General features: G+C 53.3%; 12 protein-coding genes, 1 tRNA gene and 1 pseudogene. 5 read left to right on the top strand and 9 right to left on the bottom strand.

What is annotated here, in order from left to right:
- Positions 1-60: 60 nt before the first annotated feature.
- Positions 61-1,470: a dihydrolipoyl dehydrogenase gene (lpdA, locus tag IPN69_15540; GenBank protein ID MBK8812124.1), complete on the bottom strand. Its 1,410-nt coding sequence runs from the start codon at positions 1,468-1,470 to the stop codon at positions 61-63.
- Between the two features lie 378 nt (positions 1,471-1,848).
- Between lpdA and IPN69_15535 the strand changes: the two genes are divergently transcribed.
- A complete protein-coding gene (locus tag IPN69_15535; protein ID MBK8812123.1) occupies positions 1,849-2,220 on the top strand; it encodes a sulfurtransferase in 372 nt (123 codons plus the stop codon).
- Positions 2,217-2,624: a rhodanese-like domain-containing protein gene (locus IPN69_15530; GenBank protein ID MBK8812122.1), complete on the top strand. Its 408-nt coding sequence runs from the start codon at positions 2,217-2,219 to the stop codon at positions 2,622-2,624. The genes IPN69_15535 and IPN69_15530 overlap by 4 nt, the downstream gene beginning before the upstream one ends.
- Before the next feature lie 5 nt (positions 2,625-2,629).
- On the opposite strand, the gene IPN69_15525 is transcribed toward IPN69_15530, so the two are convergent.
- The 5 genes from IPN69_15525 to hpt form a co-directional block, all read right to left on the bottom strand.
- Entirely contained in the window at positions 2,630-2,977 is a 348-nt protein-coding gene (locus tag IPN69_15525; protein MBK8812121.1) for a hypothetical protein, read from the bottom strand.
- A gap of 213 nt (positions 2,978-3,190) precedes the next feature.
- The gene (locus IPN69_15520; protein ID MBK8812120.1) at positions 3,191-3,568 is read right to left on the bottom strand and encodes a GxxExxY protein; all 378 of its coding nucleotides are present in this window, start codon (positions 3,566-3,568) and stop codon (positions 3,191-3,193) included.
- A gap of 233 nt (positions 3,569-3,801) precedes the next feature.
- Positions 3,802-4,293, bottom strand: a complete 492-nt coding sequence (locus IPN69_15515) for a hypothetical protein (protein MBK8812119.1) — start codon at positions 4,291-4,293, stop codon at positions 3,802-3,804.
- A gap of 142 nt (positions 4,294-4,435) precedes the next feature.
- Positions 4,436-4,837 carry a hypothetical protein gene (locus tag IPN69_15510; protein MBK8812118.1) on the bottom strand — a complete coding sequence of 134 codons (402 nt, stop codon included), beginning with the start codon at positions 4,835-4,837 and terminating at the stop codon, positions 4,436-4,438.
- On the bottom strand, positions 4,806-5,378 hold the full coding sequence (gene hpt, locus IPN69_15505) for a hypoxanthine phosphoribosyltransferase (GenBank protein MBK8812117.1): 573 nt from the start codon (positions 5,376-5,378) through the stop codon (positions 4,806-4,808). The genes IPN69_15510 and hpt overlap by 32 nt, the downstream gene beginning before the upstream one ends.
- Before the next feature lie 72 nt (positions 5,379-5,450).
- On the opposite strand from hpt, the gene IPN69_15500 reads away from it, so the two are divergent.
- From IPN69_15500 to IPN69_15490, 3 genes are all read left to right on the top strand, one after another.
- A complete protein-coding gene (locus IPN69_15500) occupies positions 5,451-6,224 on the top strand; it encodes an RpiB/LacA/LacB family sugar-phosphate isomerase (GenBank protein ID MBK8812116.1) in 774 nt (257 codons plus the stop codon).
- 437 nt (positions 6,225-6,661) lie between these two features.
- Positions 6,662-7,093, top strand: a complete 432-nt coding sequence (locus tag IPN69_15495) for a hypothetical protein (GenBank protein MBK8812115.1) — start codon at positions 6,662-6,664, stop codon at positions 7,091-7,093.
- Positions 7,094-7,282: 189 nt separating this feature from the next.
- Entirely contained in the window at positions 7,283-8,725 is a 1,443-nt protein-coding gene (locus tag IPN69_15490) for a beta-lactamase family protein (protein MBK8812114.1), read from the top strand.
- Positions 8,726-8,781: 56 nt separating this feature from the next.
- Here the strand turns inward: IPN69_15490 and IPN69_15485 are convergent.
- The 3 genes and pseudogenes from IPN69_15485 to IPN69_15475 all read right to left on the bottom strand — a co-directional run bounded on the left by IPN69_15485 (position 8,782) and on the right by IPN69_15475 (position 12,211).
- Positions 8,782-8,857: transfer RNA gene (locus IPN69_15485), tRNA-Ile, on the bottom strand.
- A 181-nt stretch (positions 8,858-9,038) separates the two neighbouring features.
- On the bottom strand, positions 9,039-11,060 hold the full coding sequence (locus IPN69_15480) for a thiol-activated cytolysin family protein (protein ID MBK8812113.1): 2,022 nt from the start codon (positions 11,058-11,060) through the stop codon (positions 9,039-9,041).
- Between the two features lie 1,073 nt (positions 11,061-12,133).
- Positions 12,134-12,211 (bottom strand): annotated as a pseudogene (locus IPN69_15475) (peptidase).
- Positions 12,212-12,503 lie beyond the last annotated feature (292 nt).

Here is a 12,503-nt window from a genome sequence, read left to right as displayed (position 1 = left end):
CGTCGGGGCTTTTCTCAATCGCCGCTCACCGCTCACCGCTCACGGCTCACCGCTCACTGACTACATATGAATCGTCAGATCGTGGACACCTTCGGCGGCTTCCATCATTGATTCGGAAACGGTCGGGTGCGCGTGGATCGTGTTCGCGATCGACTCGGCCGTCGCTTCGAGGCTCATCGCGACGCAGGCTTCGGCGAGAAGTTCGGTCGCGTGCGGACCGATGATGTGGACGCCGAGGACTTCGTCGTATTTTTTCTCGGCGACGATCTTGATAAATCCGTCGGTCTCGCCGAGGATTCGCGCCTTGCCGCTTGCCGAGAATGGGAATTTACCGACCTTGACGTCGTATCCGGCTTCTTTCGCCTTGGCTTCGGTCAGTCCGACGCTCGCGACTTCCGGATCGCAATATGTGCAGTTCGGGACCAGGCGCTGGTTGATCGGCTCGACCTTTTTGCCGGCGATCCGTTCGACGACGAGACAGCCTTCCTTCGACGCGAGATGAGCGAGCCACGCGGTGTCGATGACGTCGCCGATCGCATAGACGTTCGGTTCGTCCGTCTCGCAATACTCATTGACCTTGACCGTGCCGCGCGGATTGACGACGACCTTCGTGTTTTCGAGCCCGAGTTTTTCGAGATAAGGCATCCGGCCGATGGCGACGAGAAGCATTTCGGCTTCGAGTTCGACGTGTTTGCCCTTCGAATCCTTGCCCGAAACCTTGACGCCCGACTTTGACTTCGTCATCTTATCCATCTTGACGCCGGTCATGCACTTGATGCCGCGCTTTTTGAAAGCGCGTTCAAGTTCTTTCGAAACATCCGCATCTTCGAGCGGAACAATCCGGTCGAGGAGTTCGACGACCGTCGTTTCGCATCCGAAGCGGGAATAAACGCTGGCGAACTCGACGCCAACCGCGCCGGAGCCGAGAACGACCATCGATTTCGGAACGTGGTTGAGTTCGAGGATCTGATCGGAGTTGACGACCTGTTTGCCGTCGACCTCGAATCCGGGGATCGGGCGAACGACCGAGCCGGTGGCGATGATGATGTTCTTGGCATCAACCGTTTCCTTTTTGCCGTCGGCGTACGCGACCTCGACCTTGCCTTTTCCGGCGATGCGTCCGAAACCATTGAAAACAGTGACTTTGTTCTTCTTCATCAAATACGTGACACCGGCCGAGTTTTTGGCGACGACGCCCGATTTGTATTCCTGGACCTTTTCGAAGTCGTAGCTCAAGCCTTCGGCCTTGAGCCCGAAATTCTCAAAATGCTGTGCCTTTTCATAAAGATGCGCCGCATTCAAAAGCGCTTTCGTCGGGATGCATCCGCGAAGTCCGCAGGTTCCGCCGAGCCGCGCGTCAGCTTCCTTTTCGATCAACGCGACCTTCAACCCCATCTGCGAACCGCGCACCGCCGCGACGTATCCGCCCGGTCCCGATCCGATAATTACAACGTCAAATTGTTCTGCCATAAAGATCCTCTTGTTGTCTGTATAATCAAACGAGTAAGTATAAAAGTTTTGGCGTGAAAGAAAAAGAGAAGGCGAGAGGATAGTGCAGAGTGCAGAGTGCAGAGTGCAGAGTGCAGAGTGCAGAGTGCAGAGTGCAGAGTGCAGAGTGCAGAGTGCAGAGTGCAGAGTGCAGAGTGCAGAGTGCAGAGTGCAGAGTGCAGAGTGCAGAGTGCAGAGTGCAGAGTGCAGAGTGCAGAGTGCAGAGTGCAGAGTGCAGAGTGCAGAGTGCAGAAAGTATGTTGGATGACGATTGGAAGTCAACTTGCACTCTGCACTTTGCACTGCTCCACTTTGCACTGCCCACTACCTCCTCGCCATTCACAAATGTAAAATAGGAATATGATCCATTCCGAAGAGTTTCTCGAACTTGTCGAAAAATCGAGATCGCGCGTCAGCGAGATCACGATCGAGGCGGCAATTGAACGTATGAAAGCCGGTGCCGTTTTGATCGATGTCCGCGAAGACAACGAATGGGACGCGGCGCACGCCGGCGGCGCCCGGCATATGGGCCGCGGCATTATCGAACGCGACGCGGTGCAAACGTTCCCGGACAAAGGCATCGAGTTGATATTGTATTGCGGTGGCGGATTCCGGTCGGCGATGGCCGCCGACAATCTTCAGACGATGGGTTACACTAACGTGCATTCGATGATCGGCGGTTGGACCGCCTGGAAGGAGTCGGGCGCACCGATCGAACCGGAGGAATTATGAAGTATCTTGGAGTTTTTGTGATCGCGATAGTTTTCGCGTTCAGTGTCGGATGCCAGGAGGCGAAGGTCGTCGAGGTTCCGCTTCCTTCGGCGATCCAACAGGTATCGGTTGAAACCGCGAAGACCGAGATCGAGGCGAAGAAAGCGCAGTTCATCGACGTGCGTTCGCCCGAGGAATTCAACGCCGAACACGCGGCGAAAGCCGTCAACATCCCGCTTGAAACGGTCGAAACCGAGCTTGTGAATCTCGATAAATCGAAGCCTGTTTACATCATTTGCCAGACCGGCAGACGGTCGCAAATAGCTTCCGAAACGCTTGAAAGGAATGGGTTTACCCAAGTCTTCAACGTTCAGGGCGGAACCAACGCTTGGACCAAAGCGGGTTATCCCACGGAAAAACGATGACGATTTCAAGGGTGTTTTGCCACGAATTTCACTAATTTCACTAATTCTTTTTCTTGTTTTCCAAGGTTGGCAGCTCCTGTTTGAGTGCTCGGCGTTTTGGAAAAAAGCATTTCGTGAAATTCGTGACATTCGTGGCGATGCAAGGCAATCCGGCTCGAGTCCGTTTGGGGTGTTTTGCCACGAATTTCACTAATTTCACTAATTCTTTTTCTTGTTTTCCAAGGTTGGCAGCTCCTGTTTGAGTGCTCGGCGTTTTGGAAAAAAGCATTTCGTGAAATTCGTGGCGTCGAGTCCGTTTGGGGTGTTTTGCCACGAATTTCACTAATTTCACTAATTCTTTTCTTGTTTTCCAAGGTTGGCAGCTCCTGTTTGAGTGCTCGGCGTTTTGGAAAAAAGCATTTCGTGAAATTCGTGGCGTCGAGTCCGTTTGGGGTGTTTTGCCACGAATTTCACTAATTTCACTAATTCTCTTTCTTTTTTTCTAAGGTTGGCGGCTCCTGTTTGAGTGCTCGGCCTTTTGGAAAAAAGCATTCGTGAAATTCGTGAAATTCGTGGCGATCCAAGCCTCAAAAAATTAGACGTTCGGATTCGAGTCCGTTTTGTCCAAAGTTCAACAGGATTCCCAACCGGAATCCGGTCGCTTTCAAATAGTTCAGGGTTTGAGCCCGATGAGCGCCGGAAATCGACTTCGCGGACTTCAACTCCAGGATGATCTTTCGGTCAACTATGATGTCCGACTCATAGTCACCGACGATCACGCCCTGAAATCTGACCTTAATATCAACCGACTGCTCGGCCTCGATCGAGTTTTGGCGCAATAATACCATCAGCGAGTTTTCGTAGACTTTTTCCAAAAAGCCATAGCCAAGTTCCCGGTGGACCTGCATTGCAAGGCCGACGATCCGATATGAAAGTTCGGGATAAAGAACTTTTTCTGTGAGCATTTCATTTCTCCTTGTTAATTGGATTTCGCCACGAATTTCACGCATTCGGCAAGATTGCGAATTGATCTCGGAAAGTCTGTTCGCCGAGGTTACCCGCCCGCTAACGCAGGCGGTACTGACTCGTTCACCGCTACGACGTCGCCGTTAAGCGGCGCCTCGGCCGCGACTTGATCTCTCAAACCAAGCGGCCAAACCAGATTCGTGTTATTCGTGAGTTTCGTGGCAAAACCTTTCTAGTCCGTCGTCATCGCCCAGCCGTTGACGTAATTGTTGTTCCCGATCACTTCCGAACCGGAGTTAACAAGACAGTAGCCGATTGAATAGGTTCCGGCGGGTAAAGAAACAGTTCCGGTAACGGAATATGGCCGTCGAACCGCATCGACGTCCACATTCAGGTGATTGTCTGCGACGAAGGGAATGATCGGCCCGTTGGCGGATGCCTGATGGCACAGCGCGGTCGCGGCCCGCGTCTTCCCTGAGTTGGTTCCGAGGACCGCGGTTGCGGTGGCAACGATCTTCTGTCCTTCGATAAGTGTGATCGATCTCACCGGACCGAAAAATTGCCATTTTGAGCTCGGAAAAACTTCGTAACGTCCCTCGCCCGAAAAATCGACGACGACAGTCGAACGGGACTTGAACGTTACCTGGAAACCCGCGGGATTCGCGAGAAATGTGAGTGTGAATATCTGAAAGAACAGACATAACACCGGTGCGAGTGTATTCATTTGATTCTCCTTTAGTTCTGAGTGTTTGCGGGGAATGAGACCCCGTTGTAATCCGGGCGAGGGTTTGAGCGCGCTGACGGCACGGGTCGCCGCCGATAGAATTCGTCCGAATGCGACAATTCTATCGCAAATCTCAACGATTTCAAGTTCGAACTATTCGGGATTCCGTCCGCTCCGACAAATCAAGATTCCAGGTTCCAAGATTCCAAATTTCAGAACTTTCGAACACCGGCGTCTCTGGAATCTCTGGAATCTCTGGAATCTCTGGAATCTCTGGAATCTCTGGAATTCTGGAATCTCTGGAATCTCCGGAATTCTGGAATCTCTGGAATTCTGGAATCTCTGGAATCCCTGGAATCTCTGGAATTCTGGAATCTCTGGAATCTCTGGAATTCTGGAATTCTGGAATCTCTGGAATTCTGGAATTCTGGAATCTCTGGAATCTCTGGAATTCTGGAATCTCTGGAATTCTGGAATCTCTGGAATCTCTGGAATCTCTGGAATTCTTGGACTCAGATGATATCCGGGTTTTTGACGACCGCAATGAACGGCAGATTGCGGTAACGGTTGGCGGCATCGAGGCCATAGCCGACGACGAACTTGTTCGGAATCTGAAAACCGCAGTAGTCGATGACGAGTTCGGTCTTGATCCGCGGTTCGGGTTTGTCGAGAAGCGTCGCGATCTTCAGGGAATTCGCGCCGCGGGAGCCGAGTATTTCCATCAAGCGGAAAAGCGTCAACCCGGTGTCGATGATGTCTTCAACGACGATCACTTCCTTGCCGCGGATCGGATGCGTCAGATCCTTGAGAATCTCGACATCGCCCGATGAAACCGTGCCGTCTTTGTAACTCGAAACCGACATAAAATCGATCGTCAGGTCAAGATCGATCTCGCGCATCAGATCCGACAGGAAGATCACGGATCCTTTCAGAACGCCAACCAAAACAAGCTCGCGGCCCGCGTAATCGGACGTGATCTGTCGGCCGAGTTCGGCGACTCGCGACCTGATGTCATCGGCCGAGTACATAACTTCGAGGTTCGGATTGGTAAATTCGGTAAACTCGGCGACTTTTTGCGTTGACATAGTTTTCGTTTAAGATTGAATGGATTTTTAGAAATACTATTGGAGCATCGCCCAAAGGTCAAACCCGCGCTTATGGCTGACAACAATGAAACAAGAGACCGCGTCCGCGAACTGGTCAGGCAGGTCCTGTCGGCCGTCCCGTCCGAAGAAAAGCCGAAAGTGAATTCGATCGAACACGTCGTCGTCAATTCGCTGCAGAATAAGGTGGGAAGGGAGTTTGATCGCGACGAATCCGCGAGGAGCCTGATCACTGAAGACGATCTTCGCGGGCTCGAACCGGGGTCAAAGCTCCGGATCGCCGCAAACGCGAAGTTCACGCCGCTTGCGGAAGATCTGGTCCGCGAGCGCGGGATCGTTTTGATCAAAAAAGAGTCGCGGCGCGCAACAACGAAGGTCAGAAGCGTCGCCGTCGGCTGTGATCACGGCGGCTTCGAATACAAGGAAAAACTGCTCGTTTTTCTCACCGAACTCGGACTTAATGTCCGCGATTTCGGAACGGATTCAAAAGAAGCGGTCGACTATCCGGATTTTGCCCACGCCGTTGCGTTCGCGGTGTCGCGCCGTCAGACAGACGTCGGGATCATCATCGACGGCGCCGGTATCGGCTCGGCGATGACCGCCAACAAAGTTCCGAACGTCCGCGCCGCGGCGTGTTATTCGCCGGCGCTCGCCAGGAACTCCCGCGAGCACAATGGCGCCAACGTATTGACACTCGGCAGCGGTCAGAACACGGTCGACGAGATTCGCGATATCGTAATGGCTTTTCTCACTTCCGACATTTCCGAAGAGCGTCACCTCAAAAGAGTCGGGAAGATCGACGCCGTTGAACGGGAATATAAGAAATAGTTGTTTACCGCGCGGCATTTATTAATTGAGTTAATCATTTATCTTTTCGCTCTCAGGCTCTAAACTGGAGTTGATGTTTCGGATTGCTCCACAACCGAGAAAGAACCCGGAAAGAATCTTCAGTTCGTCGCTGGCGACGTACGTCAACGGCGTTTTTAGTTCCGACAATACTGAAAAGCCCGGGGCCTCCTCCGAATCAAAACCGGTAGTCAAGTCAAACCAACGAGTTGCGGAACACGAAACATCTTTCGGAACTGATTCGAATTCGGGCGCGGCCCGGTCTTTGGTCTCAGGCTGAATTTGCGGCGGTCGGAACCGAATTCCGATCCGCGCTCGAATTCGTATCGGTTCTCAGGACCCGCGCGAATCGCGCAACGCCTTGACGGCAAGCGCCGCTAGTGGACGAAATCGGACCGCGCGTGTAAATTAATCGTAGTATGAAGATCAAGGCAATAATCGCATTCACCGTTGTATTCGCGCTCGCGATGGCGGTTTATGCTCTCAATCAATCGAATTCCGCCAAATTGGGTACCGCGGATTGCTGTATGAAGAGCGATTCGTGCCCGATGAAGGATAAGAAGTCTGATTCGGAACAGATGTCGAAACACGACAATTGCCCGATGAAGTCGAAGATGTCTGATTCGGAACAAGCGTCGAAACACGACAATTGCCCGATGAAAGATAAGATGTCCGATTCGGAGAAGATGTCTTGTGACAACTGCCCGATGAAGGACAAGAAGGCCGATTCGGAAAAGATGTCTTGCGACAACTGCCCGATGAAAGCCAAAAGCGAGGATTCTTCGCCGGACAACTGCCCGATGAAGAAAATGCGCGAAAAACCGTCAACGGAAAAACCCGCGACGGACTAGACTGCTGTAGCAGCCGCGCTTTCCGCAAACAAGCGAGGCTGACATTATTTTTCTCCTTTTCGAAACGACAAAGGCAGCCAATGCCACGGCTGCCTTTGTCGCGTTCCGGGGGTCGGAATTTACATTGTTTACAAATTCTTTGCACGTTCTTAATCCTTTTCGCCGACACGTCAGGCACAATACCCGAATATGAAACATCCAGTTAGCTTGCTCTTTATCGCGATGTTCTTTTTGGCAGCGTCGGCCGCAATCGCCCAAGCGCCGGACATTTCAGAACTTTCGAAGCTCGAAGGCGGGCGCCGGGTGATCGAGTACTTCGAGGCTTTCAACTCGGGCGACGAACAAAGGCTCAAACAGTTTTTTGAACAAAACCTGACGGCTGAATCATTGTCAGCCCGTCCGGTGGCTCCTCGGCTCGATTTTCACCGGCAGATTCGCCAGGATCACCGCACTTTGACAGTTGAGCAAGTGGTTTCGATCGAAACCAAGCAGGACGTTGAAGTTTCCTTGATGGCGCGCGGCGCAACAGGCACCTGGCTTTCGTTCAAATTCCGGTTTGAGCGGCAGTCGCCGCAGAAGCTCATCGGTTGGCAGATCCAAATGTCGAACGCACCGTCATCTGTCCCGAAATCGAATTCACGGGCGCCGAGCGCCGCCGAATTCCCCGCCGCACTTGCAAGATACCTTGACGATCTCGTCGCAGACGATCGGTTTTCGGGCGTCGTGCTCGTTGCAAAAGGACCGGGTCCGATTTTTCGGAAGGCGTTTGGGCTGGCCGATCAGGAGACGAAACGGGCAAACGACATTGAAACCAAATTCAACCTCGGTTCTATCAATAAGGTCTTCACGCAAATCGCGATCGGCCAACTCCTTGAGCAAAAAAAGATTTCGATCGATGACAAACTCGGCAAATTTCTGCCGGATTATCCGAATAGCGAAGCCAGAGAAAAGGTTACGATCCGACACCTGCTCACAATGACGTCCGGCATCGGTGATATGTTCGGATCAAAATTCGAATCCACTCCGAAGAAGAAGCTCAGATCGATCAAAGACTTCATTCCGCTTTTTGCCGATCAGGCTCTCGCGTTCGAACCTGGTACGCGAAACCAGTATTCGAATGGCGGTTACGTGCTTCTTGGGGCGATCATCGAAAAGATTTCGGGCATTAGTTATTACGAATATGTCCGCAAAAACATCTTCGAACCGGTCGGGATGAACAATACGGATTCGTTTGAGTCGGACCGCAAAACACCGAATATGGCCGAAGGCTACACGACGCTCGGAGTCGCCGACGGCGCTGCGAGGAAACGCCGAAACAATCTCGACACACGGCCCGCTCGGGGCAGTTCGGCGGGCGGCGGATACTCGACGGCCGACGATCTGCTGAAGTTCTCTCTGGCGCTGCAAAGTGGAAAATTGCGGCTACCGAACACCTCCGGCGACGATCCACGCGCGCCCGGAAAGTTCGGCGGCTTTGGATTTGCCGGCGGTTCGCCCGGCGTCAACGGTATGATCGAAATAATCGCAGAAGGCGGCTACACGGTGATCGTACTGTCGAATTACGATCCGCCGAGCGCCGAAAATGTCGTCGATCAGATCAAAAGCTGGCTGGAAGATCTCAAGAAGAAATAGCCGCCAAGGAGATTGCGAAACCAGAGCAGAAAGCGAATCCGAATCCCCAAATTCGTTGGTGCCCCCGGCAGGATTCGAACCTGCAACCAACGGATTATGAGTCCGCTGCTCTAACCGTTGAGCTACAGGGGCCAAAGCCCTTTCAGTTTATTAAATCACCCGAGGTTCGGCAAACTTCGACGAACAAAAAAGGCGGGCCGGCGAAAACTTCGCCGGCCCGCGGAAACGGGGGTAGCAAACTGAAGAGGCTGCCATCTATGAGCGGACGATCTTCAATCCTCGTCCACCTTCCTGATCGCAGCTCCTCAGACGATTACGGACAGCCCCCAGAGGGGTTGATTTTGGGATCACTGCTCTTGATATCCACGCCCGAACCCAAGGTTGTCCCGTGAACCGTAAAGCAACTGTTCAGCTCTTTCGGGGTCAAGATGCGGTTCAGTATCTCTCGTCTGGGCTGCCAGACGAGGCCGGTGTCGTTTTCCAACTTCAGGCGGATGTTTTCCGCATCTCCCGGAAAATCGAACTTGATCTGGTAACCACTGGTTTTACCCTCTTCCTTGCGCGACATCGGAATCATCTGTTCCGGATTGTTCGGATCCGGCTGGTCCCAATTTGCGTAGAAATGAGCAATATATGCACCCGAATGATTGATCTTGACCCAAAGGTTGTCGAGTTCCTTACAGTCTTCGGTTACGAAATCGGTCGTCGAACCCATCTTGGCGACCGTGTTGTCCTTCAGGAATTTGACGGTGTACGCAATCGGCACGCCCGGATTGTTCTTGGAATAGACGGCATTCTTGCCCTTGATGATCCTCTGAAGATCCGCTGCGCCCCTCGCCGAAACCGCTTCGGAGGCGACCTCCGCGTTGCCGCCCATCGTCACGACGGTGATCGAGGAATTGCTGATGATCTTATTGTAATTCGCCTCGGCGGTCGCACCGACGGTGACCACTCCCGCGGCGTAGTTGAAAGCCGCTTGAGCTTCCATCGCCGAAGTCGATTTATCGGTTTCCATTCTGAGCATGATGATCCGGCCATAGTTGACGCTGCTCACGTAAGCGGGCGCCGACGGGTTCTCGGAGTTGAAGGCATCCTTGGCTTCTTCGGCCGTAACGCTTGAATCGAAGAACTGTTCCGGCAGATTCGGCGCGTCGAACGTGACCGTGTAGAAAACCTGCCTGTAAACCGCGACAACGACATTCTTTTCACTGCTCGACGAATACTTGAACTGTGCGGATGCGTCGCCTGACGCCCATTTCACGTTGAATCCCAGGCTCATCGCCAATTGCTCGCTGCTGTAGGCGATGGTCGAGTTATAGTTTGAACGCGACGGGTTGATGTAGCCGTCCTTGAAGCTCGTCGAGTTGTTCCAGAAATTCAACGCCTTGTTGACTGCGCTCTGAACCTTGCCGTCGGTTGGGTTTGCAATGACAAAACTGCCCTCGTCCTGCAATCCCGGAAGATCGAGACGCAGGTCGATCGGCGCACGCGGCAAGCCCGTTAACGGACGCGGTTTCCCGTCGACCAATTCCTGGTCGGCATAGACCAGCGCGCCGGGATAGATCACACCCTGGGTCGGCTGCAGAATGGCGACGTCTTCGAAGTTCTTGCTCAATGACCGCTCCGTTCGCACACAACGTATGATCTTTGCGTTGCCCGGTTTGCGTTCGTTCTTTTTGCCCTTTTCCTTGTCGACGATGAGCGTGCCGCCGTCTCCCTGGACCGCGAGCAATTTGCGCGCGTCGTACTGCAGACTGCGGATGTACTGACGGAGCGAAGCGTTCGTGTTCGGACGATCGGGCGTCGTCGGCATGGTCGGCTCCGTCGTTTTGGTCGGAGTCGTCGGTTCGGTCGGCTCGGTCGGCTCCGTTGTTCCCGTCGATTCACCGTCGGCGTTCATCGCCGCGGTGAGCGCTTCGGAGATCGTTCCCTGAACGGCTTCGTCTTCGATCGCGGCTTTGACGTCGGCCATAAACAGATCGACGATCTGCTTTTTGGTCTTGCCCGTCATCGCGCCGCGTTGCTTGAACGCTGTCGAGATCTTTCCTTTCAGATCCTCAACGCCGTCGAGATCCTGCGAATCGTCGAGCACGTTCTCGGTCTCGTCGATCAACTGCTGAACGAATGCCGCCGCATCGGCTGCGTTCAACGGTTTATCGTCGTTTCGAATTGATTTGCCGGTAATTTCTTCCGTCGCAAATCCCATCTGCGTGATCGGTGCGGCTGCCATTCCGACGATCAGCGAACTCAACGTAACAACTGCCAGGACTGCGTTTTTCGCAAATCCCTTGCGCACGTGGAAATTGCCCAAATTGGTCTTCCTTTCTTTTTTCATTTTCCTTCTCCTTTTCTGATCGAACCATTCAAGCTGGGCCGGGCGTCTCCGGAACCGCCAGCTATTTCAATGTCATTTCGACGTATCCGTGTCTACTGACAATCGTTGCTAAAGCTGGAACCCAACGTCGTCGAGCCGAGAACACGGTTGATGAATTCGCGCTTACGCTGCCAAACGAGACCGGCTTGCTTTGGTAAGATATCCGGCTCGTCCGATCAACGGGTAGTACGAATTTATTGATTCGCGCCACTGGGTCTTTGGTACGTGATCGAACCCAGCACCCTGGGAATGCTCGGCCCGCGGTAACGTCTGTAAACTTCCCAAACCTCCGCGCTAAATGTCTTGCCGAGCACCGCGCCGGTAAAAACCTCCGCAACGAATTCCTTTTTGTTTCTCTTCGCGTATTCGGAGACCTGGGCTGCAATCGCCTCATCCGCAGCTCCCCGACGATTTACCTCGGCGGTCCATTCGGTATTTCGAAACGGACCCAGCGTGAAGAAAAATTCACCCGCGTGCCGTTCGTGCAGGATATGGCCTATTTCGTGAATAATCGTGATCGAAGGTTTCGGAAGCCCCATCAAACCGGAATCAGAAAGCGCCGCCGGCTTCGTCGGTGTTATCTTCCGCAAAATAATGTCGGCGATGGGCGCCCAGTTTATTCCGCGTTGGTACGCAATGGTCATCACCTCTTGACAGTCCATTCCAACGGGACGGACCGATCGTCCCGTTGCCTGATTGAAACACAAGGGATTTTTGAACCGGTCGGAATCTTTGACCAGATAGATGGTCAAGTTCGAGGGGAGCGTTAATCCTTTATCGACAACGATTGCGACCCCGCGTTTGACCGCATTGACCTTGAGTTCCATATCCGGATCGTCAGCGTCTTTTCGAAGAACGAAGGGCACCCCCTTGTAATTCCCGTTCTCGGGTATGAACTGCCTTGTTTGCCCAATGTAGTCCTTGAACTCCTTTTGCATAAGCTCAACTCTCCGGAGTTTTTGATCGTTCGTTATACCAACCTCCGGCGATCTCCAAAACGCAGATCTCGCTCCGACCAGCGGCATATCCGCAACCGGTTCACGCGGGACGGTTGGTTCGGTTGGCATTGTTGGTTCCGTTGGCTGAGTCGGTTCCGTCGGTTCCGTCGATTCCTCGTCCGCGCCGATGCTTTGCCAGGTCTCCCAGATCGAATCCTGCGCTTCCTTGTCGGTGACGACCGTTTTCAGATCGGCGAAAAGCATATCGAGGATCTGTTTGCGGGACTTTCCCGTCAGAATTCGGCGATCCCATTTCTCCTGGATCGCGGCCACGTCGTCCTCGCTCTCGACGGCGTCGGTGAGACTCTCTTTAAGCTGTTCGAGCAGGGCCGCGGCGGCATCGGCATTCAATGGCGTCGGTGCCGGTTTGGCGGCGACGTTCTCGCTTGCCGCATTCACCCGTTTC

The sequence above is a fragment of the Acidobacteriota bacterium genome (genome assembly GCA_016715115.1).
GTDB lineage: Bacteria > Acidobacteriota > Blastocatellia > Pyrinomonadales > Pyrinomonadaceae > JAFDVJ01.
This window is presented reverse-complemented; position numbering and strand designations above follow the sequence as displayed.